Source organism: Janthinobacterium sp. 13 (assembly GCF_002749695.1).
Classification (GTDB): Bacteria; Pseudomonadota; Gammaproteobacteria; order Burkholderiales; family Burkholderiaceae_D; genus Janthinobacterium; species Janthinobacterium kumbetense.
Genome location: NZ_PEEQ01000001.1, coordinates 3,021,478 through 3,048,286, shown reverse-complemented (window position 1 = coordinate 3,048,286; position 26,809 = coordinate 3,021,478). Strand labels below are relative to the sequence as shown.

The window sequence follows — 26,809 nt, the reverse complement described above, 5'->3', positions numbered from 1 at the left end:
AGCCCCGATTACACTGTCAAAGAAATTTTGACAAACCGCTGGAAGCCGCATGTTTACTCATTTTTATTTATGATCAGTCTTGACCGCCTGGGTATTTTCATCGCCATCGTCGATGCCGGTTCGCTGACGGCTGCCGCCGCCGTGCTGGGCCAGAGCAAGGCCGTCGTCAGTTTTAACTTGAAACAGCTGGAGGCGGAGCTGGGCGTGTCGCTGCTGACGCGCAGCACGCGCAGCCTGGCGCTGACCGACGTGGGACGGCGCTTTTATGAGGATTGCCAGCGCGTGCTGAGCGAAGCGCAGGGCGCCATCGAAACGGCGCGCCAGGGCCACCAGGGCTTGCGCGGCACCCTGCGCCTGACCACCACCGTCGAATACGGCAGCCGCACGGTGATCCCCGCGCTGATCGCCTTTGCCGCCGCCCATCCGCAGCTGCAGATCCAGCACTCGTCCTCGTCCTCGCATGAAGACCTGATCTCGGGCGGCTACGACCTGGCCATCCGCATGGGTTCCCTCAACGATTCGAGCTACCGCGCCGCGCTGATCGAGCCGTATGCCATCTGGCCCGTCGCCTCGCCCGCCTACCTGGCCAGCCTGCCCGGCCGCGACATCGCCACCTTGCCCGACTTGCAGCGCGCGCGCTGGCTGGCGCACAGCCGCCTGGCTACGCCCTTGCGCTGGGACGTGCACACGCCCGACGGTGCCGCCGTCTTCGTCGCGCAGGACGACGCCGCCATCCATTCCGACTCCGCCTCGGCCCTGCTGGGCTTTGCCCTGGGCGGCTGCGGCGTGGCCCTGCTGCCGCAATGGCAGGTGGAAGGGGACGTGCGCGCGGGACGCCTGCGCCGCCTGCTGCCCGAGGTCGTCTTCCCGGAACAGGGCGTGTATGCCGTGTATCCGAACACCCAGCATATTGCGGAAAAAGTGCGCGCGTTTATCGACTTCTTGCGCGCGTTCGTGGGCACGCCCGCCTGAGGTTTCACGTGGCGCCACGGCGCCCATGTCACGTCGTCAATACTTGTTGAATACAACGATTTCCAAAGGGCAAACGAGCGCCCATTTCGCTTTTCACGGCCTACACTGGAAGGACGTTGTTCACCGATTGGAGACCATCATGGCACATACATTGGCAGCAGTTTTCGCCGTGCGCGACATGGCCGAGCGCGCCCGGCACGACCTGATCACGGCGGGCTTTCCCGGCGCCAACATCCGCCTGCACGATGCGGGCAGTGACGACTTTTCCGCCACGGAAAACATCCGCCGCGACGACAGCGACAGCCTGCTCGACAGCGTCAAGCATTTCTTCACGGACCTGTTCGGCAGCCACGCCGACCGCCACATCTATGCGGAAGCCGTGCGGCGCGGACACGTCGTGCTGACACTGGAAGGGGCGAGCGACGCCGATATCCAGCGCGCCACCGACCTCGTCGAGCGCTATGCGCCGCTCGACATCGATGCGCACGCCGAGCACTGGCGCACAGGCGGCTGGCAGGGCGCGCCGCAAGACGACAGCGCGCGGCGCCAGGGTGCCAGCATGCAGCAGGGCGCGTCGACCGGCAACCTGAACGAGACGGCGGCATCGCAGCAATTTGCGGGCGGCATGGCGCCGCCGTCATCCGGCGCGGGCGCCAACGCGCGCCGCTACCCCAGCGCCGACAACCTGCCGGGCACCAGCTACGACGACGAGCAGTACTACCGCAGCCACTGGAGCGCCACCTATGTCGCCACCGGCGCGCGCTTCGAGGACTACGATCCCGCCTACCGCTATGGCCATTCGATGGCGAACAGCGACAGCTACCGGGGCCGCCCGTGGAATGAGGTGGAAGCGGAGCTGCGTTCCACGTGGGAGCACACGTATCCGCAATCGGCGTGGGACAACTTCAAGGCGGCCATCAAACATGGCTGGGAGCGCATCACGTCCTGACGCGTGGCGAGGGGATGGCTCTGTCAGCGCCCCTCGTGCGTGAGCTTGAGGAAGTGGTTCAGGATGTGGAAATGGTCTTCGAAGAACTGCTCTTCCATGGCCGGCAGGGCGCTCACCGGCACCCACTGCGCCAGCGCCGCATCGTCGGCCGCCGTCACGGCCGGCAGCTGGCGCGTCTTCAAGTCGAAATAATGCGCATGCGTGATGGTGCGCCCCCGCTGGCTGCGGTCCGGATGGTCGAACACGGCCACGCCGACCAGCGCCTCGACCAGGGTGGGCGCCAGCACGCCCAGCTGGGTTTCTTCCGCCAGTTCGCGCAGGGCGCCCTGCAGCAGGCGTTCGCGCGGCTCCAGGAAGCCGCCGGGCAGCGCCCACAAGCCCTTGCCCGGATAGCCGCCGCGGCGTACCAGCAAGACGTGGCCGCCCGTCTGCACCAGCGCATCCACGGTGCAAAAGATGGGCGCATACGGCGCCACGCGCCAGCGCGCCTTGTACGCTTCGATGGCGCGGTATTCCTGCACCAGCGGCGCGTACCACGGCAACAAGGTCCACGCTTTCAAGTACTGGCCGATGGCCGCCGGCAGCAGCTGCGCCACGGCGCTCAGCGACACGTCCACGTCTTCCGCCTCGAACAGCACGTTGCGGATCGCCGTCGCGCCGATGGGCGCACCGGGATCGATCTCCAGGTTGAGCAACTGCCAGTGCGGGAAGTGGTGCAGGTAGTAACTGGTGGCGTCCTTGAAACAGGCCACCAGGGTGACGCGCTGCACCGCGGGCACGGCGCCCGCCACGGCGCGCCGCACGGCATCGGCCCACAGGCCATCGTCGTAGTAATCGCGCACGGCCACGTAATGCACGCGCGCGCGCTGCGCCTCGGGCAGGGTGGCGGCGATCATGGCGGCCCGCTCCTGCCACGTAAACGGGTTCTTCGGACTGCGCGCATGGAAGGCGGAACCGAGCACCACCACGACGCTGGCGGCGGTGGCCAGCGCCTTTTGCAGCAAGCCCGCATGGCCATTGTGAAAAGGCTGGAAGCGGCCGATCAGGATGGCCGCGTCGGCAGGATAGGATGAGCTCATGCGTCGTCTCCGGTGGGGTAGTGGGCGGCGATCGGCAATTGACGCCCGCTGCCAAAGGCGCGCGAACGCACGCGGATGATGGGCGCCGCCTGGCGCCGTTTGTATTCATTGCGGGCGACCATGCCGAGGATGCGCGTCACCAGTGCGCGCCCCTCGTCCGTCTCGCGCAGCTGGTCGACCAGGGTCAAGGCTTGCGCGCTTTCTTGCGCCGGCAGGCGGCGTCCCTCGATATGCCATTTCAAGATTTCATCGAGCACGGGATAGGGCGGCAAACTGTCGGTGTCGCGCTGGCCCGGCGCCAGTTCCGCCGACGGGGGTTTGTCGAGCACGGCGACGGGGATCAGTTCGCGTCCGGCGCTGGCGTTGAGGTGGCGCGACAGGGCGAACACCTCCGTTTTATACAGGTCGCCGATCAATCCCAGTCCCCCGTTCGTGTCGCCATACAAGGTGCAGTAGCCCACCGAGATTTCGCTCTTGTTGCCGGTGGTGAGCAGCAGGGCGCCGAAGGCGTTCGAGTATTCCATCAGGATGGTGCCGCGCACCCGCGCCTGCAGGTTTTCCAGCGGCAGTCCCTGCAGCTTGCCGTCGAAGGCTTGGGCATAGCCCGCTTCGTATTGCGCCACGATGTCGCGGATGGCATGCGTGTGCAGGACGATGCCCAGGTTGGCGCACAGGGCGATGGAATCGGTGACGGAGCCGGCGCTGGAAAACACGGACGGCATGGTGATACCCACCACGTTGTCCGCGCCCAGGGCTTCGACGGCCAGGGCCAGGGTCAGCGCCGAATCGATGCCGCCCGAACAGCCGACGACGACTTTCGTAAAGCGGCAGCGGCGCGCATAGTCGCGCAGTCCCAGCACGATCTGGCGCCGCGCAAACTCCACGGCAGGGATGCCGTCCGGGTCCGGCACGGGAAACGCCGCGCCGTCCGTGCGCGTAAAACCGCCGTCGGCAAAGCGCAGCAATGCATCATCCTCGACGAAGCGGGCCGCCTCGAATTGCACGCCGAGGGTGGGGGACATGGCGAACGAGGCGCCGTCGAACACGAGTTGATCCTGGCCACCCACCTGGTTGACGAAGAGCAAAGGCAAGTTCACGCGCGCGCAGGCGGCGCCGAACACGGCATGGCGCTGCGCGCGCTTGCCGATGTCGGACGGGCTGGCGTTGATGCTGACGACCAGGTCGGGCCGCGCCGCGTGCAGGGCGTCGAACGGGTTGACGGCGTAGGCGCGGCCATCGTCGTTCCAGCCATCCTCGCAAATCATGAAACCGACCTTGCAGCCGGCGATATCGAGGGTGCAGGCGCCGGGCGGACCCGGCTCGAAATGGCGGCCCTCGTCGAAGATGCCATACGTCGGCAACAGCTGCTTGTAGTATTCGGCCACGATGCGCCCGTCGCGGATCGCCAGCAAGGCGTTGTACAGGGGCTTGCCGACGCCGGGATTCGGCCGCGCCGTGCCGATGACGGTGACCAGCGCCGGCCAGCGCGTGGACGCTTCCAGCACCGTGTCGAGCGCCTGCTGCATGCCGCGCAGGAAGGCGGCGTCCTCGAACAGGTCGCCCGGGTAATACGCGCACAGCGACAACTCGGGGCACACGAGCAGGTCGACGCCATCGCTGCTGGCGCGGCCCATGCGCGCGATGATGGCGGCACAATTGGCGTCGAAGTCGCCCACGGTGGGATTCATCTGGGCGAGGGCGATGGTCAGCATGGCGATCCTTCATTGGTTACGCTTGAAACCACTATCCTGCCTGAAAAATTTTCTGAGCGTACTGATGCAATCGTGCAAGCCTGCCGATCAGGGTGCTACAAGGTCTTGAGCCAGGCCCGCAAGCGCGTGCGCGCATTCGCATACGGCGACGCCGTATTGAACTGGATCATGCGTCCCATCGTGTAATGCGTGTACCAGGGCTGGCCATACAATTGCGCGTCGTCATGGCTTTCAATCAGCGCCAGCAGCTGGTCTTTCGCCTGCGCCAGGCGCTGCAGCAAGTCGTCCATATTCAAGTCAGCATAGTCGGCATAGAAGCGCTGCGCCAGTTTTCCCAGAGCGTTCCACGTGAAACCTTCGGCGGGAAAGGCGATGTCCTCGATGCGTTTGCCGTCGCGCAGCTGCGCGTGCCAGTGCAAGACCAGCTCGTTCCAGCCGACCAGGTAGGCGAGCAAGTCGCACACGCTCATGCGCGTGCCCGCCACTTGCCCTTCCAGCACGGGTTCCCGCGCCAGTGTGGACGGCACGCGCGCCAGCTCCTGCATCAACTTCGCATACGTGCTGTCGATGGCGGCTATCAGTGCCTGCTTGCTGTCGGGGATCGCCATCAGGCCGCCTTCACGACCGGCAAGCCGGCCGCCTGCCAATCGTCGTAGCCGCTGCCGAGACGGCGCGCGTGCAAGCCGTGCTGGCGCAGGGCCGCCACGGCCTGCACGGACAGCACGCAATACGGGCCGCGACAGTAGGCGGCGATCTCTGCGTTCTCGGGTAATTCGCCCAGGCGGCGCTGCAAGTCATCAAAGGGAATATTGACCGCACCGGGCAAGTGGCCGGCGGCAAATTCCTGCGCCGGCCGCACGTCGAGCACGGTGATGCTGGCTTCGCGCATGCGTTCCAGCAACTCGTCGCCCGTGATCGCTTCCACGTGGTCGCCCCGGCCCAGCGCCTGCAATTCGCTGCGCTGGTGCTGCGCATACACGTCCAGCGCGGCCAGCAGTTGCACGATGGGGCCGCTGCCCAGCCGGTACAGCACGCGCTTGCCGTCGCGCCGCGCCAGCACGAAACCGGCGCGCCGCAACTGCTGCAAATGCTGGGAGGTATTCGCCACGGACAGGCCCGTCAACTCCACCAATTGCTCCACCGCATACTCGCCGTGCACAATCTGCTCGAGCAGGCGCAGGCGCGGCGCGCTGCCTAAAATATGGGCAAACCCGGCGGAACCGGTGAGAAGTTCGATATCGGCATTTTTCATTGACACGATGCTAGCACCCTTATAACATTCAAGCAATTAATTGAATGTTAGGAACAGCAATGCAAATACTCTGGCTCGATGCGCTGGCGATCGGCGTGGGCGCGACGGCGGTGATGGATGTATGGGCGGTGGCGTTAAAACGCTTCTGGTGCATTCCCTCGCTGAACTTTGCGATGGTGGGACGCTGGCTGGGCCATCTGCCGCGCGGCACCTTCACCCACGCCAACATCGCCCAGGCGGCGCCCGTACGCGATGAAGCCATCCTGGGCTGGACGTTTCATTATGTGATCGGCGTGCTGTTTGCGGCCGTGCTGCTGGCGCTGGTGGGTGACAAGTGGGTGCAAGCGCCGACGTTCGCGCCAGCCCTGCTGGCGGGCCTCGTGAGCGTGGCCGCGCCGTTTTGCATCTTGCAGCCGGGCATGGGCGCCGGCCTGGCCGCCAGCAAGACGCCGCATCCGACGGCCGCCCGCCTGCGCAGCCTGATGGCCCACACGGCGTTCGGCATCGGCCTGTACCTGGCGGCGCTGCTGTGGTCGACGGTCCGCTAGGACGTCAGCGGCGGCACGGGTGCGGGCGCCGGCGCGGCTGCCACCGCCGACATGGCCGGTGCCTCGGGCTGGGCCGGCACCGTGCTCAGCACCATCGTGCTGGGCTTGGCGATCGCGATATGCGCCGCGTCCAGGCGCTTGAGCAGTTCGAACAGCAGCGCGCTGCGGATGCCCGAGGTCAGACGCGGCGACGAGGCATAGCCGGTGGCGTTGAACAGCAACAAGCCATTGTCGATGCCGTCGAGCTGTACGCTGGGCGCCGGCGTGTCGAGCACGTCGGGATTGTCGACAAAGGTGGACAGGATCAGCGCGCGCGCCGCTTGCGCATCCGTGCCCAGCGGCAACGGCAGCTTGACTTGCACCAGGCCCAGCGGATTGGCCAGCGTGACGTTGCGCACCGTCTTGGTGATGAATTCCGAGTTCGGCACGATCACCGTCGAGCGGTCGCTCAGTTGAATTTCCGTGGCGCGCACGTTGATGCGGCGAATGTCGCCCTCCACGCCGCCCAGCGAGACCCAGTCGCCCACTTTCACCGGACGTTCGGCCAATAAAATCAGGCCGGAGACGAAGTTCTGCACCACCGCCTGCAAGCCGAAACCGATACCCACCGACAAGGCCGACGCCACCCACGCGATGCGTTCCAGGCCGATGCCGGCAGCCGACAGGGCCAGCGCCACGGCCAGCACGCCGCCGATGTAGCCAAACAGCGTGATGAACGACACTTGCATGCCGGAATCAAGGTTGGTGGTCGGCAAATAACTGTTTTGCAGCCAGCGCTTGAACAGGCCCAGCGCAACAAAACCGGCGAGCAGCACCAGCAGGGCCTGGATCAGCGCGGCAGGGCGGATCGCCACCTCGCCGATGGCCAGGCCATCCTGCAGCTTGCCGACCCGCTGGAACAGCTCGCCCGGCCCTTCGCCGAACGGCGCCAGCAGCAGCATCAGGGCCAGCAGCACGACGATGGCGCGGCCTATGCCCGACAGCAACACGGCCGCCTGGTCGCGCGCCTTGGGCGTGGCCAGCACGGGGTGGGCCGCGTCCGGCGGCGGCGGGGTGGAAGCCAGCAGCATGCAGATATCGTCGACCAGCACCGTCAGCAGATAGGTGCTGCACAGCACCACGATGACCCAGGCGATTTGCTTGGCGACAAAGCTGCCGAACGCCACATAGCCGACCAGCAAGCTGATGACGCTGGACGCCAGCGCCAGCCACAGCAGCACCGTGACGCAGCGCAGCCACAGCGGCGTGACCAGGGTGGCGGGATCGGCCTCGCGCAACTGGCGCCAGCAGCGCTCGGCGCGCATCAAGCCGTAGGCGATGGTCGTGCTCATCACCAGGGCGACGATGCAGTTGACGGCCACGGCCGTCGACAGCCCCGCATTGATGACGATGGTGACCCGTTCCGTCGCCCACACGAGCACGACGATGAAGGAAAACATCGATGGAAAATTGCGCATGCGGTGCGCCAGCGCGTCGGGCAGGGGCAGCAAACGCCACGACACGCGCCGTGGCGATAGCAGCGCGTGGCCCAGTCCCGCCGTAAAACCGGCAAAACAGATGATGCCGATCAAGCTGCTGAGAAAAGTCGAGGTTTTGTCCGACAGGCCACCCTCCCAGCGCAAGCCCATGGCCAGCAATTCCGCCACCAGTCCCGGCGTGGCCAGCGCCAGCACCAGCACGGCCAGCGCATGCAAGGAGCGGCGCAGGCGGCCATGCGGCACGCGCGTGGCCGTCACCACCAGCAAGTAGCGCGAAGCCCAGACGCTGGCGCCGATCACGGCCACGATGGCGGCCAGCAAGCCGCCCCAGGCCGACCACGGCGTGGCGCTCGCCGCGTTCGCCAACTCCAGCTCCAGCGCCCGCAGGCGCTGCAAGTTCTGCGGTAATTCCGCATGCAGCTGTTTCCAGAAAGAACCAGCCAAAATCGACGCCGTGCGCTCGCCCAGGCGCGCCTGCAACTGCGCGCGGCGCACCGTCGACACTTGCTCCGAGGCCTGCGCCGCTTCCACGGCCAGCAAGCGCGCCAGTTTCACCTGCGCATCAAGCGCGCTGCTGGTGCGGTCCAGCTGGCTGCGCTGCGCCGCCACGTCGGGCGCATCTTTTACCCCCGCCGCCGGCTTGCCCAGCTCGGCCAGCCGCGCCTGCACGCTCGACAATGTCGGCGCGAGCGCATCGGCCACCTTGTCCGCTTCGGTGCTGGCCGCCAGCGCATCGGCGCGCATCTGCGACAGGGTCGCGTCATCGAGATCGGCCTCGCCATCGAGCGCCTTCTGGATGCCGGTGATCTGCTTGCGCAAGCCGTCGAGGCGCTGGTCGGCAGTGGCGGCGTCATCGACGGGCTGCGACCAGGCGGGCGGCGCGGATAGCGAGCACGCCAGCAACAATGCCAGCAGGAAAGGGAAGAAACGGAGACGGAAAGAAGTCATGCGGACCTATGCCTGAAAATGAGAAAAACTGCCGGACTGGCGGCGGCGCCGGTCATGGCGTGCCGCCCGGCGGGTGCCTGCCAATATAGCTGAAAACACCGGCAAGCCGCAGGATCAGCCGAACTGGCGTGTGCCTCCAGGCGCGACTAGGCATATTGCCCTATGGAAATGTCATTCAAAAAGGTCTAGGATCGTCGTCCGCTTGGCGGCGCGGCACCCATCTGCACGCCGCCGACCTTTTCACCATTCCCTCCGTATTGAGACAGCCATGAAGTTTTTATCCAACCTGACCATCGGCACACGCCTCGCCACAGGCTTTGGCGCCATCGGCGCCATGCTGATCATCATCTCTTGCCTGGGCATCGCCATGCTGGGCAAGATCAACCAGGGCACCGGCCATATCGTGCATGACAGCATGCCGAAGATCGAGCTCGCCAACAGCGTGTCGGCCAACATCAACGACATCGCCATCGCGCTGCGCAACATGATGCTCAGCGCCGATCCGGCCGACCAGCGCAAGCAAACGGACGCCATCCTGGCCGCGCGCCAGGCGGCGGCCGGCAATCTCGGCAAGCTCGCCCGCATGCTCGATTCCGACCGCGAACGCGCCTTGCTGGCCAAGATGAACGACGCCAACACGCGCTATGCGCAGGGGCAGGAAGCCTTGCTTGAACTGATCAGGAGCGGCACGCCGGACGACAGCAGCGCCTACCTGTACGGCCAGCTGCGCCCCGTATTGCTCGTCTACAAACAATTGATTGCTGAACAGATCAGCTTGCAAAATACCCTGGCCAACACGGCGGGCGACAACGCCAATGCCACCTATGCCAACACGCGTACCTTGCTGATCGGCATGTCGCTGGCGGCGCTGGCCATCGCGGCGGCGTTGGCATATGGCATCACGCGCTCGATCACCGGCCCCGTCACCACGGCGCTGCAGGTGGCCAACACGGTGGCCGCAGGCGATTTGCGCAGCCAGATCACCGTGCAGTCGCGCGATGAAATGGGGCAACTGTTGCAGGCGCTCAAGCGCATGAACGACAACCTGGCGCAAACGGTGGGCACGGTGCGCGCCGGCACGGAAACGATCGCCTCGGCCTCGTCCGAAGTGGCGGCGGGCAGCCTGGACCTGTCGGCGCGCACGGAGCAGCAAGCCAGTTCGCTGGAAGAGACAGCGTCGTCGATGGAAGAGCTGACGTCGACCGTCAAGCAGAATGCCGACAATGCGCGCCAGGCGCACGTGCTGGCCGACACGGCTTCCGGCGTGGCGCAGCGCGGCGGCGCCGTCATCGCGCAAGTGGTGGCGACCATGCGGCAAATCGATGCTTCGTCAAGCAAGATTGCCGACATCATCGGCGTCATCGACGGCATCGCCTTCCAGACCAACATTCTGGCCTTGAACGCGGCCGTGGAAGCGGCGCGCGCGGGCGAACAGGGCCGCGGCTTTGCCGTCGTTGCCACGGAAGTGCGCAGCCTGGCGCACCGTTCGGCCGCCGCGGCCAAGGAAATCAAGACCCTGATCGACGACTCGACCCAGACCGTGGCAGCCGGCAGCGAGCTCGTGCACCAAGCGGGCGACACCATGAGCGACCTGGTCGACAGCGTGCGCCGCGTCACCGACATCATGGAAGAAATCACCTCGGCCAGCGCGGAACAGACGGCCGGCATCGAGCAAATCAACCAGGCCATCAGCGAAATGGACAACGTCACCCAGCAAAACGCGGCCCTGGTGGAAGAATCGGCGGCCGCGGCGGCGGCCATGCAGGAGCAGGCGGCTACCCTGGCGCAGGTGGTGAGCGCCTTCAAGCTGGAAGCCGGCGCGCCGGCAAGCAAGCCGGCAATCGCCGCGACAACTGTACCGCGCCAGCAAGCCGTCGCCCTGCGCGTGCCGGCCGCCAAAAAAGCTGCACCGGCAGCAACGGCGTCATCCGACTGGGAAGAGTTCTAAGACAGCAACGCCACAGGTGCCTCTCGGCGCCTGTGGCGTCATGCAGCATGGGCTGCTTCCTGTTACGCGACCTGATCCATGTCAATCAACAATCCAGTTTGACACGGTGCGGCTAGGCCGAGAGTTCTCTGCGGATGATCTCCGCGCCGGCACTGAGCGCATTGAGCTTGCCTCTGGCTACGCGGCGCGACAAGGGCGCCATGCCGCAGTTGGTGCTCGGGTAGAGTTTGTCGGCATCGACAAACCGCAGCGCCTTGCGCAGGGTGTCGGCCACTTCCTCCGGCGTTTCAATGGCATTGTTTGCCACGTCGATGGCCCCGACCATCACTTTTTTGCCGCGTATGAGTTCAATCAGATCGATGGGCACACGCGAGTTGTGGCATTCCAGCGAGATGATGTCGATATTCGATTGCTGCAGCTTGGGGAACGATTCCTCATATTGACGCCATTCGGAGCCCAGCGTATTTTTCCAGTCCGTATTGGCCTTGATGCCGTAGCCATAGCAAATATGCACGGCCGTTTCGCATTTGAGCCCTTCGATCGCCCGCTCCAGGGTGGCAATCCCCCAATCATTGACCTCATCAAAGAAAACATTGAATGCCGGTTCGTCAAACTGGATGATGTCGACGCCGGCCGCCTCCAATTCCCTGGCTTCCTGATTCAGTATCTTGGCGAATTCCCAGGCCAGTTTTTCGCGGCTCTTGTAGTGGCTGTCATACAGCGTATCGATCATCGTCATCGGGCCTGGCAGCGCCCATTTGATCGGCTGCGTGGTTTGCTGGCGTAAAAACCTGGCGTCGTCGACAAACACCGGTTTCGGGCGGCTCACGGCGCCAACGACGGTCGGCACGCTCGCATCGTAGCGGTCGCGGATTCTGACGGTCTCGCGTTTGTCAAAATCGACGCCGCTCAAATGCTCGATAAACGTGGTGACAAAGTGCTGGCGCGTTTGCTCGCCGTCACTGACGATATCGATGCCGGCCTGCTGTTGTTCCTGCAGCGACAAACGCAAGGCATCCTGTTTGCCTTCGATTAATTCCTCGTCCTGTAATTTCCAGGGCGACCACAGCTTTTCAGGCTGCGCCAGCCAGGAAGGTTTGGGCAAGCTGCCGGCAGTTGAAGTAGGCAATAATTTTTTCATGATGATTGATGTCGTGTATTTGATTGATCAGAGAGCGTAATTGGCAGCCCATTGTTCCAGAATATGCTTGTACGGCTTGATGAAATGCTCTTCCGTATATTTGCCCTGCTTGACGGCCAGCTGGCTGCGCTCTTCGCGGTCATAGACAATTTGCGTCAGCGAATAATCCTGATTCTTCAGGCTAGGCTGATAAACTTTTCCCGCCGCTGAATTGGCATTGTAGATTTCGGGCCGATAAATCTTTTGAAACGTTTCCATCGTGCTGATGGTGCCGATCAGCTCAAGATTGCTGTAGTCGCCCAGCAGGTCGCCGATAAAATAAAAAGCCAGGGGTGCGGCACTGTTTGGCGGCATGAAATAGCGAACTTGCATCCCCATTTTTTCGAAATATTCATCCGTCGGGGAAAATTCATTTTGTTGATACTCGACGCCCAGGATGGGGTGCTGATTTTCAGTGCGCTGGTAGGTCTTGCTGCTCGAGGCGCTGATGCAGATAACGGGCGCCTTGTTGAAGTGTTCCTTGTAAGTATTTGACCTGACAAAGTGCTTGAACAGCTTGCCATGAAAATCGCCGAAATCCTCCGGTGCGCTGAATGCAGATTGATTGTTGTTGTGCTCTGGCAGCAACACGCTGAAGTCGTAATCGCGGACGTAAGAGGAGAAGTTATTTCCTGCAATGCCGGCGATGCGTTCGCCGGTTTTTTTGTCGATGATGGTCGGCTTTAATATCTCGATCAATGGGATATTGCCGCCTTTGACATCAATATTCAATTCGACGGAAATGATTTCAAGCTCGACAGAGTAGCGGTCCGCCTTCGGGTTATCCCAATGCGCCAGGCTGTTGAAACGGCTGTCGATCATTTTCAGGGTGTTGCGCAAGTTCTCCTGGCGGCTCGTTCCCCTGGCCAAATTGGCAAAGTTGGTCGTCAGGCGCGTATTGTCCGATGGATGATAGTTTTCATCGAAAATAATGCTTTTAATGCTGAATGCAAAATCTTTGCTCATGGTGATCTGGTGTCCTGAATTCTGCGAAAGGATGAATGGGGTAATTGCTTGGTGACCGTGGCGATGCGTATCAGGCTGCGACCACCTCTTCAGCGGTGACCGGGCTCGCATGGCGCGTCAATGCGATCAATGGCAATGCCCGTTGCACGGCCAGCGCGGCCCGCTGGATCAGGGCTTCGTCCTGCACGCGGTAGTCGGCGAAATCCTTGTCGGTGGCATACACGCCCAGCGGCAATGTGCGCGCCTGGAAAAAGCTGAACAGCGGACGCAACTGGTGGTCGATCATCAGGGCATGGCGCTCGCTGCCGCCCGTGGCCGCCAGCAGGACGGGCTTGTCGATCAGGGCATCCTGATGAATGAAGTCGAAGAAATGCTTGAACAGTCCCGTGTAGGAGCCGCGGTAGACGGGCGTTGCCACCACCAGGATGTCGGCTTGCTCGACGGCAACAAGGTCCCGCTCCACCGTCTCGGGCAGGTGGGAGCGCCAGACCGCGCCGGCCAGCTGGGGGGCGAGCTGGCCCAGTTCGACCAGGCGTTGTTCGCACAGCACTTCCTCGGCGATCAGGTCCATCAGGTGCTCTGCCAGGGCGGCCGCCTTGGAAGGGCGTTGCAGCCCGCCGGAAACCGCGACTAAACGAAGTGGACGTGTCATGTTTGCTTTCATGTGGATGGATGCGCCAGGGCCGTAAAAGTGCAGGCAACAAGGGGATCGATGATAGCGGCGGGAATCGATGAAGTATAATGGTCTTATTTCATACATCCATGAACATGGCTCATCTCAATGCTTGAACGCATCCACCTCAGCATCGTCCATCAGGTCGAGAAACAGGGGTCGCTGACGGCCGCCGCAGGCGTGCTGCACCTGACCCAGTCGGCCCTGAGCCACAGCATGAAGAAGCTGGAGCAGCAACTGGGCACCGACGTCTGGCTGCGCGAAGGGCGCAACCTGCGCCTGACGCAAGCCGGCCAGTATCTGCTGGCGGTGGCGAACCGGGTGCTGCCGCAACTGGACCTGGCCGAAGAGCGCCTGGGCCAGTTCGCGCAGGGCGAGCGCGGCGCGCTGCGCATCGGCATGGAATGCCACCCTTGCTACCAGTGGCTGCTGAAGGTGGTGTCGCCGTATCTGGCCGCATGGCCCGACGTGGATGTGGACGTCAAACAGAAGTTCCAGTTCGGCGGAATCGGCGCGCTCTTCGGCTACGAGATCGACTTGCTCGTCACGCCCGACCCGCTGTACAAGCCGGGACTGACGTTCGAACCCGTGTTCGACTACGAACAAGTGCTCGTCGTGGCCAAGGGCCATGCGCTGGCGGCGGCGGCCTATGTGCAGCCTCAGCAACTGACGCAGGAAGTGCTGATCAGCTACCCCGTGGACATCGAACGCCTGGATATCTATAACCAGTTCCTCTTGCCGGCCGGTGTCACGCCCAAGCGCCACAAAGCCATCGAAACCACCGACATCATGCTGCAGATGGTGGCCAGCGGCCGCGGCGTGGCCGCCCTGCCGCGCTGGCTGGTCGAGGAGTACGCGGCCAAGATGGACGTGGTGCCTGTGCGGCTGGGCGCGCGCGGCATCGCCAAGCAGATTTTCCTGGGGGCACGCGAGACGGACACCGCCATCGACTACGTGCGCGCCTTCATCGCACTGGCGCGCCAGCCTGCCAGCGCCAGTGCGCAGTGACCGCAGCGACGCCATGGGTCATCTCTTGATGCATCCCGCTCAGCTCGGGTCCGCCGGCAACATCACGCACGCCTATTCCCTGGAAGTCAGTGCCAAGGACATGCCGGCGTTGAGCGCGGCGGCGCCGCGGATAGCGCCCGCGTCCACCATTGCCATTCCCTACCTGCCACGCGAGGACAACGCCGCGCGGCTGGCCGCGGCCCGCACCGTGCGCGGGCTCGGCTTCGAGCCCATGCCGCACTTGTCTGCGCGCCGCATCGCCTCGTTCGCCGGGTTTGAGTCGTTCGTCCAGCGCGCCGTGGCGGAAGCGGGCGTCAAGCGCTGCTTCGTGATCGCCGGCGATCCATCCACCGCGATGGGGCCGTTTTCCGACAGTGCCGCGCTGATCGACACAGGCGTGTTTGAGCGCGCAGGCATGAAGGTGATCGGCGTGGGTGGTCATCCGGAAGGCCATCCGGTCATGAGCAAGGCCGAGCAGTGGGATGTGCTCGAACGCAAGTGCCGCAGCATCGCGCAGCGCGGCATGACGCCCTTGATCGTCACGCAGTTTGCGTTCGATGCCGACATCGTGTTGACGTGGCTCAAAGCGCTGCGCGAGCGCGGCATTGAGCATGCCGTGCGCGTGGGCGTGCCGGGTCCCGCCAGCATCGCGGTGCTTGCCCGCTATGCCGCATTGTGCGGCGTCAGTGCATGCGCCTCGATGTGGTCCAAGTACGGCGTGTCCATCGGCAAGCTGTTCGGCACGGCGGGGCCGGACCTGTTTGTCGAGCGCCTGGCCGCCGGCCTGACCGAAGCACATGGCGTGGTCAGCCTGCATTTCTTTCCCTTCGGCGGCATCGCGCAGTCCGTCAAGTGGATAGAGCAGTACCGTTCCCGCGCCGACCCGGCCCCTGGCTGACGAGCGCCTCGCCAGCGGCAGCGCGCCGCCGGCGACAGGCGCCATCCGTCCTGCTTACTCCACCGTCACCGACTTGGCCAGATTGCGTGGCTTGTCCACATCCGTGCCGCGCGCCAGGGCCGTGTGATACGCCAGCAATTGCAGCGCGACCACGTGCAGGATCGGCGACAAATCGCCGTAGTGCTCGGGCAGGCGGATCACGTGCAAGCCTTCGCCGGAGCTGATGCGCGAATCGACGTCGGCGAAGACGTACAGCTGGCCGCCGCGGGCGCGCACTTCCTGCATGTTCGACTTCAGCTTTTCGATCAGCGCGTCGTTCGGCGCGATGGTAACGACCGGCATTTCATTCGTCACCAGGGCCAGCGGGCCGTGCTTCAGTTCGCCGGCCGGATACGCTTCGGCGTGGATATACGAAATTTCCTTCAGTTTCAGGGCGCCTTCCAGGGCGATCGGGTAGTGCATGCCGCGGCCCAGGAAGAGGGCGTTTTCCTTGCGGGCGAATTCTTCCGACCAGGCGATGATTTGCGGCTCCAGCGCCAGCACGGACGCGATGGCGACGGGCAAGTGGCGCATGGCTTTCAGGTGCGCCGCTTCCTGTTCTTCGCTCAAGCGGCCATTGACTTGCGCCAGGCACAGGGTCAGCAGGAACAGGCCGGCCAGCTGCGTCGTAAACGCCTTGGTCGAGGCCACGCCCACTTCCACGCCGGCGCGCGTGATATAGGCCAGCGCGCATTCGCGCACCATGGCGCTGGTGGCCACGTTGCAGATGGTCAAGGTGTGCTGCATGCCCAGGCTGCGCGCATGTTTCAGGGCGGCCAGGGTGTCGGCCGTTTCGCCGCTTTGCGAAATGGTCACCACCAGCGTGTTCGGGTGCGGCACGCTGTCGCGGTAGCGGTATTCGCTGGCCACTTCCACGCTGACGGGCACCTTGGCGATGGCCTCGATCCAGTACTTGGCCGTCATGCCCGCATACGAGCTGGTGCCGCAGGCGAGGATCAGCACGCGGTCGATCTGCTTGAAGATGGCATAAGCGTTATCGCCGAACAATTCCGGCATGATGCCCGTCACGCCTTCGAGCGTGTCGCCGATGGCGCGCGGCTGCTCGAAGATTTCCTTTTGCATGTAGTGACGGTACGGGCCCAGCTCGGCCGCGCCCGTGTGGGCATGCACGGTCTTCACTTCGCGCTCGACGGGCTTGCCATCCACGTCGACGATCCAGCAGCGCGACAGTTGCAGGTCGACCACGTCGCCTTCTTCCAGGTAAATGATCTGGTCCGTCGTGCCGGCCAGCGCCATGGCGTCGGACGCGACAAAGTTTTCACCATTGCCCAGGCCGACGATCAGGGGCGAGCCCTGGCGCGCCGCGACCACGCGGTGCGGCTCGTCGCGGCAAAAGACGGCGATCGCATACGCGCCGTCCAGGCGTTTCACGGCCTGCTGCACGGTTTCAAACAAATCGCCGTTGTACATGTGCTCGACCAGGTGGGCGATCACTTCCGTGTCCGTCTGGCTCTGGAAGACGTAACCCAAGGCCGTCAGTTCGGCACGCAGTTCGTCGTGGTTTTCGATGATGCCGTTGTGCACCAGCGCCACGCGGGCATTCTCTTCCGTTGGGGAGAAGTGCGGGTGGGCATTGAAGGAGACAGGGGCGCCATGCGTGGCCCAGCGCGTGTGGGCGATGCCCGTGAAACCGCTCAAGCCTTCTTCCGCGATCTGCTTTTCCAATTCCGCCACGCGCGAGGTGGAGCGCGAACGCTGCAAGCGGCCATCCGCATGCAGGGCAATGCCGCAGGAATCGTAGCCGCGGTATTCCAGGCGCTTCAAGCCTTCGAGCAGGATGGGAGTGATATTACGTTGCGCTACCGCGCCGACGATGCCGCACATGGAAACCTCTGTCTAAAATTTAATCAATGCAAGCATGCTAATGCAGAGTGAATGAAATATGCTTTCTAAATCTGTGCATTTTTGACTGAATATTTCACACCCATTTTGTGATGAAATATTATTTCATTTAGAATCGATTTATTTTCCAATTCATCAAAACCATGAGCGATAGCAACATTACCCTCGACGAGATCGATCGTCGCATCCTGAACGCCTTGCAAATTGATGCATCGCAAACCAACAGTGAGCTGGCGCAAGCGGTGCACGTTTCGGCGCCCACCTGTTTGCGGCGGGTCAAGCATTTGCGGGAAAGCGGCGTCATCGAACGGCAAGTGGCCATCGTCGCGCCGCAACTGGTGGGCGCGCGCCTGACGGCCATCGTGGAAATCACGCTCGACGTGCAGGCAGCGGAACGCATGGCGGAATTCGAGCAGCTCGTGGCGCAGGAAGCGGCCGTGCTGCAATGCTACCGCGTCTCGCCCGGGCCCGACTTCGTGCTGATGGTGCAGGTGGCCGACATGCCCGCGTATCACGCGCTGGCGCACCGCCTGTTTGCCGCGCACGCGAATGTGCGCAACGTGAAAAGCTATTTTTCCACGTTCCGCAGCAAATTCGAGACGCGCATCGCCGTGTGATTTTTTATTTTCATTTATCCACTGCTTGCACACCGCTTGCCCACACACTTATACGGTGCTTTTCCACCGCTTATGCCGCACTTGCCCACAGGCTTATGCACAAGCATGATGCGGGCAAGCCATGGCAGCAGAGCAAGGGATGCGCGGGGAAGCCGCGTCAGGCGGACCGCGACGGTGCCGCACCGGAATGCAAAGAGTAGACAAGGCACTGCCAGCTTGACTTGTGCACCGGCTGCACACAGCTTGCCAACAAGTTATGAGTCCAGTTATCGACAGGCTTATCCACAGCCTGTCCGCGGCGGCAGACGGGAAAACTCAGGGGCGCACTTCCGCTTCGGCATAGAAGCGGTAGCCGGCGTTGCGGGCGGTATTGATGGGCAAGGCCAGGCCTGCCGCCTGTTCCGCCTTGCGGCGCAAGCGGCTGATCTGGGTGTCCAGGCGGCGCTGGTCGTAGGTGAGAAAATCCTCGCCCAGCGATTGCACGATCTGCTGGCGGCTGACGATGCGTTCCGGCTCGGCCATCAGCACGTGCAGCACGGTAACGTCCTGTTGCGACAGCGCAATAGCGCCACAGCCGGGCGGCAAGAGGCGGCGCGGTCCCAGTTCCAGCACCCAGGCCGTGGAAGGCGGCGGCGCGTCGGCAGGCGGCGCACCCAGGCGCCGCGCCAGCGCGCCCAGGGTGGCGGCCAGCTCATCGAGGTCGGCGCTCTTCGGCAGGTAATAGTCGGCACCACCGCCCAGTCCGTTGACCTTGTCCTGCGTGGCCCCGCGCGCCGTAAACACGACGATGCCGATGGGCTGCCCCTGCGCGCGCAAGGCGCGCACCAGCACCATGCCTTCGCCATCGGGCAAGCCCAGGTCGATGATGGCAATGCGGTGCACGGCCGGCGCGTAGCAGGCGTGGAAGGCGGCCAGGTCGGCCACGGCGCTGACGCGGTAGCCGCAATCGCCGAGAAATTCGGTCAACTCGTGGCGCAGCACGGCTTCGTCTTCAAGCAGGATGAGGTTCAACATGGCGCAAGGATAACCGATCGCCGTGGGGCCGGGAAGTTGTCTTTCTGACTCCCACACTGGCCGTGGTAAGCTGCCTCGCCATGAAAATCCTGCTCGCCCTTTGCCTGTTCTTCACCGCCCTGTTCCCCCATGCTGCACCTGCAGCTGCCGCGCCCGTGCCTGCGCCGCTGCTGCTGCCGGCCAGCGGGCAGCCCGTGTCCGCCAGCGGCCACTTGCAGATGCTGCGCGATGCCACGGGCCGGCTGGGGCCCGATGCGGCATTGGCGGCGCCAGGCTGGCGCACCTTGCCCGGCGCCGTCAGCGCCGGTTACACGCAAGACGCCGTCTGGCTGCGCCTGGACGTCACGCGCGCGGCAGCCTCCCCCGATGAATGGGTCGTGCGTTTCAGCAACGCTGTGCTTGACGACGTGCGGCTGTACCGCTGGGACGCGGCAGGCCACTGGGTCTTGCAGGAAGCGGGCGCCGACGTGGCGCGCGGCAACTGGCCCATCGATGCGCGCCAGGTGGTGTTTCCGCTGCGCCTGCAAGCCGACACGCCACAGCGCTGGCTGGTGCGCCTGCACAGCAAAAAAGCCATGTCGACGGAGCTGACCTTGCTGCCCAGCGATACCTTCGACAACGCCTCGCGCCGCGAATACCTGTACTACGGCTTGCAGTTCGGCAGTTATTTGCTCTTGATCCTGTTCCATATCTTTTTCTGGCGCATGACGCGCGAAGCCCACAGCGGCTGGTATCTGCTGTACGTGCTGACGAATGCCACGACGGAAGCGCTGACGATCGCCATTCCCCAGCAAATCTTCACCATGCCGAACTGGCTGTCCGATCCCATGCTGGGCGTGTCGATGGCGATGTCCATCGCCGTCGGCGCGCGTTTTTCCACTTTGCAACTAGAACTGCCCGCCCTGTATCCCCGTTTCAGCCGCGTCGTGGTGGGCTTGACGGTCGCTGCCGCGCTGTGCGGGGCGTTGCTGGTGCTGCACGGCGACTATGCCGCCGGCGTGCTCGTCGTGCAAATGACGGCCTTGCCATTGATCGTGCTGTTCATCGCCCTGGCCAGCTGGCTGGCGCTGCGCGGGCATCGTCCGGCGCACGCTTTCCTGTTTATCTTCGGCATCTTTTACGCGGGCGTGGTGATCAGTTTCCTGCGCAATATGGCCATCGTGCCGCCGAACTTCTGGACCAACCATGCGGCCACCCTGGGCGCCTTCGTGCACATGATGCTGATGAGCCTGCGCCTCAACCGCCGCTACGCCGAATTGCGCCGCGCCAAGGACCGGGCACAGGCGGAGGCCGTCAGCGCCGTGCGCGCCCTGAATGAACGGCTGGAAGAGCAGGTGGCGCTGCGCACCGTGGCGCTGCGGCAGGAAATCGGCCGGCGCGCCGTGCTGGAAGGCGAATTGCGCGCCGCGCTGGAAGTGGAAACCCGCACCCGCGAAGAGCAGCAGGATTTCGTTGCCATGGTGTCGCATGAATTCCACACGCCCTTGGCCATCATCAATACCACGGCCCAGCAAATTGCCCGCAACACGGACGCGCCGCGGGAAAAGACCCTGCAACGCTGCCAGAACCTGCGCGAAGCGAGCGGCCGCATGACGGCGCTGGTGGATGAATACCTGAGCGCCGACCGCATGGAAACGAGCGCGGCAACCTTCCGGCCCCTGCCATGCGACTTGCCCGCGCTGCTGACGGCCGTGCTGGCCGAATGGCCGCCGGGCCGCATCGAAGCGAGCGTGCAGGCGCTGCCCGCCAGCGCCGTGGTGGACGCCAGCCTGCTGCGCGTGGCCCTGCGCAACCTGCTCAGCAATGCCGACCGGCACGCGCCGCAAGCCCTGGCGATCCGCGTGCAGGCCGGCACGCTCGAGGACGGCCGCGTGCAGATCGCCGTCAGCAACGAAGGCGAGCCGCTGCCCGCCGATGAAATCCCGCGCCTGTTCCAGAAATACTTCCGTGGCCGCATCGCCCAGCACAAGCCTGGCGCCGGCCTGGGCCTGTACCTGGTGCAGCGCATCGCCGAATTGCACGGCGGCCAGGTAATACTGGCCAGCGCCGGCAACAACGGCACCATCAGCTTCGCCCTGCGCCTGCCCGTCTGACGCCCGCGCGCATTCCCGACTAAATCAGTCGGGAATCGCTCAGGTTTGCTCAATTTTAAATTTCCCCGTTCTGATATCTTTCCGTTCAGAAATCTTTGTAGCTTTTTATAACGATTGTATTTAAAAAAGCAACAAAAGCCGCAACGGACGCCGTCCACGCACAGCACAGGGAAAACATGCACCGCAACCAACTCGCCAGCCACTTCACCGGCCCCTCCTTGTTCGCGCCGCTTTCCTGACCCGTTCTTTCCCCATTTCCCGCTCGCGCCAGCCCGGCCAGGTCCGCAGGCGCGCGGGCGTCTCCCTATTCAAATCAACAAGGACATCGCATGCATCGTCACGGATCGTTGAACCACATCTACCGCCTCGTCTGGAGCCACGTCTTGAACGCCTGGGTCGCCGTCGCGGAAACGTCGCGCGGGCGCGGCAAGGGCAGCCGCCGCAAACTGGCCGCAGCAGCGGCCGCCATGACGGCGCTGGCGCTGGGAGGGCCGGCACAGGCCGCGCCCACGGGCGGACAGGTGGTGAGCGGCACGGCCAGCATCAGCCAGCAAGGCGGCACCACCACCATCCATCAGGGCAGCGCGCAGGCCGCGCTGAACTGGAACAGTTTTAACGTGGGCGCCAAGGAAACCGTCAACTTCGTCCAGCCCTCGGCCAGCGCGCTGGCCGTCAACCGCATCTTCGACAGCAACGGCACGCAGATCCTCGGCAAAGTCAACGCGAATGGCCAGGTGTACCTGATCAATCCGAACGGCGTGCTGTTCGGCCGCGGCGCACAAGTCAACGTGGGCGGCCTGGTGGCTTCGACGCTCGACGTCGACAGCGCCAGCCTGGGCGGTTCGAAACACGCGTTCGGCGGCCAGGGCATTGGCAAGGTCGTCAACGAAGGCACGCTGCGCGCGGCCGACGGCGGCTATGTCGCCCTGCTGGGCCGGCAAGTGAGCAACCAGGGCGCCATCTCGGCCCGCCTGGGCACGGTCGCCCTGGGCGCCGGCAGCGCCGCCACCCTGAGCTTTGACGGCGCGCGCCTGCTGCAACTGCGCATCGAGCAAAGCACCCTGAACAACCTGGCCGAGAACGGCGGCCTGATCCGCGCCGATGGCGGCCAGGTGCTGATGAGCGCAGGCGCCCGCGATTCGCTGCTGGCCAGCGTCGTCAACCACACGGGCGTCATCGAGGCGCGCAGCGTGGAGCAGCGCGATGGCAGCATCGTCTTGCTCGGCGGCATGGCCGCCGGCACCACCCATGTGAGCGGCACCCTGGACGCCAGCGCCCCCACGGGCGGCAATGGCGGCTTCATCGAAACGAGCGCCGCCCACGTGAAGATCGGCAACGACGTGCGCATCAGCACGGCCGCTGCCCAGGGCCGCGCCGGTACCTGGCTGATCGACCCCGTCGACTTCACCATCGCCGCCAGCGGCGGCGACATCAGCGGCGCTGCCCTGACGGCCAATTTGCGCAACGGCAATGTCGTGATCCAGAGCACGCAAGGCAGCCACGGCACGGCCGGCGACGTGCACGTCAACGACCAGGTCAGCTGGTCGGCCAATGAACTGACCTTGCATGCGCAGCGCAACATCAATATCAACGCCAACCTGAACGGTTCCGGCACGGCCAGCCTGGCGCTGGAATACGGCCAGGGCGCCACCGCTGCCGGCAACACGGCCGTGTATCAGCTGGGCAACGGCGCACAGGTGAGTTTGCCCGCCGGGCAAAACTTCAGCACCAAACTGGGCGCCGATGGCGCACGTACCGGCTACACGGTGATTACCCAGCTGGGCGCTTACCGCAGTGTCACGGGCACCGACTTGCAAGGGATCAATGGCAAACTGAACGGCAATTTTGTGCTCGGCGCCGACATCGACGCCTCGGCCACCGCCTCGGCCGCCTGGAACCCCAATTGGTGGGACGCTGGCTTCGTGCCGCTGGGCAGGGATGCGGCCTTTGGCGGCATCTTCGACGGCCTCGGCCATTCCATCAATCAGCTCAGCATGATGTCCGGGTCCGGCGGCGGCAGCGGCTTGTTTTCCATTACCACCAAGGATGCCCTGATCCAGAATGTGGGTTTGAATGGCGGCCGCATCAAGACCCACTATTACGCCGGTGGGCTGGTGGGCGACAACAAGGGCACGATCAAGAATAGCTATGCGGCGCTCGACGTCATCGCCGACGGCTTCATCAGCGGCGGCCTGGTGGCGCGCAACAGCGGCACCATCGTCAACAGCTACGCCTCGGGCGCCGTCAGCAGCAATACCCAGAGCGGCGGCCTGGTCGGCATCAACCAGGGAACGATCAGCAACAGCTATGCCACGGGCAGCGTGGCGGGCAAGACCGAGATCGGCGGCCTGGTGGGCACCAACTGGGGAGCGGGATCCGTCAATACCAGCTACGCGGCGGGGCGCCTGCTCATCGCCGACGGCGGCACCAACTTCGGCGGTTTGATCGGCAGCAACAGCGCGCCCCAGCAAATCAGCAACAGTTTCTGGTCCATCGACGGTACGGGCCAGGCGACCTCCAAGGGCGGCACCGGCCTGACGGACACGCAGATGCGCACGGCCAGCAGTTTTACGGGATTCAATTTCACCACCACGCCTGGCGCGCAGGGCAATAACTGGGTGCTGGTCAACGTGGACGGCAACTTGAATAATGCCGGCCATGGCGAAGGCGGCACCTATCCCATGCTGGCATCCGAGTATTCCACAACGATCTACAATGCGCACCAGCTGCAATTGATGTCCATGGCACTCAATGGCAGCTACGTGCTGGGCGCCAACATCGATGCCAGCGCCACGGCGGGCGGCAAGGGCGTCTGGGGCAGGAATGGATTCATCCCTGTCGGCATGGCAAACGGCCTGGGCGGCGGCATAGAAAATATCTTCACCGGCAGCTTGAACGGCCAGAGCCATACCATCAGCGGACTGACCATCGCGTCTGACTTCGATATCGTCGGCTTGTTCGGCTATGCGGATAGCTCCTCCGTCATCAGCAATATCGGCTTACTGGGCGGCAGCATCAGCGGCGTCATCCACGTCGGCGCCCTGGCAGGCTACGGCAGGGGCCTCATTTCCAACAGCTACAGTAGCGCAACGGTCAATGGCCGCGAGTCCGTTGGCGGCTTGCTCGGCACGAACGACGGCAATATCAACAACAGCTACGCCAGCGGCGCCGTCAGCGGCAGCACGTCCGTGGGCGGCTTGATCGGCCTCAACATGAGCGGTATCGTCGAAAACACGTACGCGACGGGCATGGTCAAGGGCGAGACCAGCAAGGGCGCGTTGATCGGCACCAACTTCAGCCAGGTAAACAACAGCTTCTGGACCAGTACTGACGGCGTCTCGGGCATCGGCAGCGGTGGCGGCGCGCAAACGAACGTGCACGCCTTGAGCGATGCGCAACTGCACTCGAAATCGAGTTTCGATGGCTGGGACATGGCCACGAACGCCGGCAGCGGCGCCATCTGGCGCATCTATGAAGGCCAGACGGCGCCGTTGCTGCGCAGCTTCCTGACCGCCCTGACCGTCACCTCGGATGCGGTCAGCAAGACTTACGATGGCCAAAGCTATGCGGGGGGCCTGTCCAATGCCCGTTACTCGATCGCTGGCGCTGCCGACTCCGGGCAAGTCTTTTCCTCAAGCAACAGCGTGTACGGCGCCATCCGCGATGCCGGTCTCTACAACGCCGCCGGCACCTACCTGTATTCCGGCCAACAAGGGTATGACATCGACCTGCAGGCGGGCGCCCTGACGATCAACCGGGCCGTCATCAGCCTGAACGGCACGCGCACCTATGACGGCAGCGCCAGCATGGCGGCCAGTCTGCTGACACTGAACGGCCTGGTGCAAGGAGAGAGCCTGTTGCTGTCGGGTAACGGTATCCTCGACAACAAAAACGCGGCTGGAAAAAAGACCATGGCCAACGGCACGCTGACGCTGGCTGACGGCAGCACGGGCCAGGCCAGCAACTACACCTTGGAAGGCGGCAGGCACAGCGCCACCGTCAACCGCGCCACGCTGAATGTGCAGGGCGTGGGGGCGGCCAATAAAGTCTATGACGCCAGCACGGGCGCCACCTTGACGGGCAAGGCCAGCGTGCAGGCACTGGGCGACGACCAGCTGAACGTAAGCGGAGGCACCGCCCGTTTTGCCGACAAGAACGCCGGCATGGGCAAGGCCGTCACCCTGAGCGGTTTTACCTTGCAGGGCGCGGATGCGGCCAACTATGTGCTGGTGCAGCCGAACAACGTCACGGCCGACATCGGCAAGGCCAGCGTGGTCGTCGCCGGCGTGGGTGCGGCAAACAAGGTGTATGACGCCACCACCGGCGTCATCCTGACGGGCAAGGCCAAGGTGCAGGCGCTGGGCGGCGACCAGTTGAGCGTGGCCGGCGGCGTGGCCCACTTTGCCGACAAGAACGCAGGCAAAGGCAAGGCCGTCATCGTCGATGGCTACAGCCTGCAGGGTGCGGATGCGGCCAACTATGTGCTGGTGCAGCCGAACAACATCACGGCCGACATCGGCAAGGCCAGCGTGGTCGTCGCCGGCGTGTCTGCGGCAAACAAAGTGTATGACGCCACCACGGGCGCCACCCTGACGGGCAAGGCCAGCGTGCAGGCGCTGGGCGGCGACCAGTTGAGCGTGACCGGCGGCGTGGCCCGCTTTGCCGACAAGAACGCGGGCATGGGCAAGACCGTCACCCTGAGCGGCTTTGCCTTGCAAGGCGCCGATGCGGCCAACTATGTGCTGGTGCAGCCGAACAACATCACGGCCGACATCAGTAAAGCTACTGTCAGCGTGAGCGGCGTGGGTGCGGCCAATAAAGTGTATGACGCCACCACGGGCGCCACCCTGACGGGCACGGCCAAGGTGCTGGCGCTGGGCGACGACCAATTGAGCGTGGCCGGCGGCGCTGCCCGCTTTGCCGACAAGCACGCCGGAACAGGCAAAACCGTCATCGTCGATGGCTACACCTTGCAGGGCGCGGATGCGGGCAACTATGCACTCGTGCAACCGGGCAACATCACCGCCGATATCGGCAAGGCCAACCTGCTGTACACGGCCACCAGCCTGACGGGTGGCCGCGCGCCGGAAGGCTTGAGCGGCAAGGTCAACGGCCTGCTGGGCGGCGACACCCTGGCGGACGCCACCAGCGGCACCGTGGCCTGGACCAGCCCGGCCACGGCCGGCAGTCCGGCTGGCAACTACGCCATCACGGGCAGCGGCCTGGCCTCGACCGACTATGCCTTCGTGCAAGCCGAGGGCAATGCCAGCGCGCTGACCTTGACGTCGGCAACCCTGCCGCCGCCGGCCAGCCTGCCACCACCGGCCCAGGCAGCCGTGGTGCAACTGCAGGCGCAAGTGCTGGGCAGCTTTGCCGACACGCGTCCCGGCACGCTGGCCGCCGCGCCCACCATCACCGTCACGCAGACGGATGCCCCGGCCGGCACTGCCGCCGCCAGCAATGCCTTGCCAAACACCAGCATGCAGATCGGCAGCCGCGGCCCGGCCCTGCAAGTCGTCCTGGGCGGCGTCAAGCTGCCCGCCAACATGCTTAACGTAAATCAATAACACCA

19 protein-coding genes are annotated in these 26,809 nt (G+C 64.3%); 9 read left to right on the top strand and 10 right to left on the bottom strand.

Annotated features, from left to right (window positions below; translation table 11 throughout):
• The first annotated feature begins 69 nt into the window (after positions 1–69).
• Positions 70–972 (top strand): LysR family transcriptional regulator, encoded by a 903-nt coding sequence (locus CLU94_RS13450; protein ID WP_099665978.1) that lies wholly within the window; start codon positions 70–72, stop codon positions 970–972.
• Between the two features lie 139 nt (positions 973–1,111).
• The gene (locus CLU94_RS13445) at positions 1,112–1,921 is read left to right on the top strand and encodes a hypothetical protein (RefSeq protein ID WP_099665977.1); all 810 of its coding nucleotides are present in this window, start codon (positions 1,112–1,114) and stop codon (positions 1,919–1,921) included.
• A 23-nt stretch (positions 1,922–1,944) separates the two neighbouring features.
• Here the strand turns inward: CLU94_RS13445 and CLU94_RS13440 are convergent, their stop codons facing one another.
• The 4 genes from CLU94_RS13440 to CLU94_RS13425 all read right to left on the bottom strand — a co-directional run bounded on the left by CLU94_RS13440 (position 1,945) and on the right by CLU94_RS13425 (position 5,964).
• Positions 1,945–3,000, bottom strand: a complete 1,056-nt coding sequence (locus CLU94_RS13440) for a bifunctional nicotinamide-nucleotide adenylyltransferase/Nudix hydroxylase (RefSeq protein ID WP_099665976.1) — start codon at positions 2,998–3,000, stop codon at positions 1,945–1,947.
• Positions 2,997–4,712: an NAD+ synthase gene (locus CLU94_RS13435; RefSeq protein WP_099665975.1), complete on the bottom strand. Its 1,716-nt coding sequence runs from the start codon at positions 4,710–4,712 to the stop codon at positions 2,997–2,999. Before CLU94_RS13435 ends, CLU94_RS13440 begins: the two co-directional genes overlap by 4 nt.
• A 95-nt stretch (positions 4,713–4,807) precedes the next feature.
• Positions 4,808–5,320 (bottom strand): ClbS/DfsB family four-helix bundle protein, encoded by a 513-nt coding sequence (locus CLU94_RS13430; protein ID WP_099665974.1) that lies wholly within the window; start codon positions 5,318–5,320, stop codon positions 4,808–4,810.
• Positions 5,320–5,964, bottom strand: coding sequence for an ArsR/SmtB family transcription factor (locus CLU94_RS13425; protein WP_099665973.1), 645 nt, complete (start codon positions 5,962–5,964; stop codon positions 5,320–5,322). The genes CLU94_RS13430 and CLU94_RS13425 overlap by 1 nt, the downstream gene beginning before the upstream one ends.
• A gap of 59 nt (positions 5,965–6,023) precedes the next feature.
• Here CLU94_RS13425 and CLU94_RS13420 point away from each other — a divergent pair, with 59 nt between their 5' ends.
• A complete protein-coding gene (locus CLU94_RS13420; protein ID WP_218965290.1) occupies positions 6,024–6,512 on the top strand; it encodes a DUF2938 domain-containing protein in 489 nt (162 codons plus the stop codon).
• On the opposite strand, the gene CLU94_RS13415 is transcribed toward CLU94_RS13420, so the two are convergent.
• On the bottom strand, positions 6,509–8,938 hold the full coding sequence (locus tag CLU94_RS13415) for a DUF3772 domain-containing protein (protein ID WP_099665971.1): 2,430 nt from the start codon (positions 8,936–8,938) through the stop codon (positions 6,509–6,511). The two genes, CLU94_RS13420 and CLU94_RS13415, sit on opposite strands and share 4 nt — an antisense overlap.
• A 268-nt stretch (positions 8,939–9,206) precedes the next feature.
• On the opposite strand from CLU94_RS13415, the gene CLU94_RS13410 reads away from it, so the two are divergent.
• On the top strand, positions 9,207–10,886 hold the full coding sequence (locus tag CLU94_RS13410; protein WP_099665970.1) for a methyl-accepting chemotaxis protein: 1,680 nt from the start codon (positions 9,207–9,209) through the stop codon (positions 10,884–10,886).
• 112 nt (positions 10,887–10,998) lie between these two features.
• Here the strand turns inward: CLU94_RS13410 and CLU94_RS13405 are convergent, their stop codons facing one another.
• The 3 genes from CLU94_RS13405 to msuE all read right to left on the bottom strand — a co-directional run bounded on the left by CLU94_RS13405 (position 10,999) and on the right by msuE (position 13,684).
• A complete protein-coding gene (locus tag CLU94_RS13405; protein WP_099665969.1) occupies positions 10,999–12,027 on the bottom strand; it encodes a methionine synthase in 1,029 nt (342 codons plus the stop codon).
• Between the two features lie 27 nt (positions 12,028–12,054).
• Positions 12,055–13,032, bottom strand: a complete 978-nt coding sequence (locus CLU94_RS13400; protein WP_099665968.1) for a DUF1852 domain-containing protein — start codon at positions 13,030–13,032, stop codon at positions 12,055–12,057.
• A gap of 70 nt (positions 13,033–13,102) precedes the next feature.
• Positions 13,103–13,684, bottom strand: coding sequence for an FMN reductase (msuE, locus tag CLU94_RS13395; RefSeq protein WP_099665967.1), 582 nt, complete (start codon positions 13,682–13,684; stop codon positions 13,103–13,105).
• A gap of 129 nt (positions 13,685–13,813) precedes the next feature.
• On the opposite strand from msuE, the gene CLU94_RS13390 reads away from it, so the two are divergent.
• Together CLU94_RS13390 and CLU94_RS13385 are read left to right on the top strand one after the other, a co-directional pair.
• Entirely contained in the window at positions 13,814–14,713 is a 900-nt protein-coding gene (locus CLU94_RS13390; protein ID WP_099665966.1) for a LysR family transcriptional regulator, read from the top strand.
• A gap of 13 nt (positions 14,714–14,726) precedes the next feature.
• Positions 14,727–15,611, top strand: coding sequence for a methylenetetrahydrofolate reductase (locus CLU94_RS13385; protein ID WP_099668297.1), 885 nt, complete (start codon positions 14,727–14,729; stop codon positions 15,609–15,611).
• Positions 15,612–15,665: 54 nt separating this feature from the next.
• Here CLU94_RS13385 and glmS read toward each other — a convergent pair whose 3' ends face one another.
• A complete protein-coding gene (glmS, locus tag CLU94_RS13380; RefSeq protein WP_099665965.1) occupies positions 15,666–17,495 on the bottom strand; it encodes a glutamine--fructose-6-phosphate transaminase (isomerizing) in 1,830 nt (609 codons plus the stop codon).
• Between the two features lie 161 nt (positions 17,496–17,656).
• On the opposite strand from glmS, the gene CLU94_RS13375 reads away from it, so the two are divergent.
• Positions 17,657–18,130, top strand: coding sequence for an Lrp/AsnC family transcriptional regulator (locus CLU94_RS13375; protein ID WP_099665964.1), 474 nt, complete (start codon positions 17,657–17,659; stop codon positions 18,128–18,130).
• A 315-nt stretch (positions 18,131–18,445) separates the two neighbouring features.
• Here CLU94_RS13375 and CLU94_RS13370 read toward each other — a convergent pair whose 3' ends face one another.
• Positions 18,446–19,144, bottom strand: coding sequence for a response regulator transcription factor (locus CLU94_RS13370; RefSeq protein ID WP_099665963.1), 699 nt, complete (start codon positions 19,142–19,144; stop codon positions 18,446–18,448).
• An 80-nt stretch (positions 19,145–19,224) separates the two neighbouring features.
• On the opposite strand from CLU94_RS13370, the gene CLU94_RS13365 reads away from it, so the two are divergent.
• Positions 19,225–21,237: a sensor histidine kinase gene (locus CLU94_RS13365; RefSeq protein WP_099665962.1), complete on the top strand. Its 2,013-nt coding sequence runs from the start codon at positions 19,225–19,227 to the stop codon at positions 21,235–21,237.
• Between the two features lie 329 nt (positions 21,238–21,566).
• Positions 21,567–26,804 carry a YDG domain-containing protein gene (locus tag CLU94_RS13360; protein WP_099665961.1) on the top strand — a complete coding sequence of 1,746 codons (5,238 nt, stop codon included), beginning with the start codon at positions 21,567–21,569 and terminating at the stop codon, positions 26,802–26,804.
• Positions 26,805–26,809 lie beyond the last annotated feature (5 nt).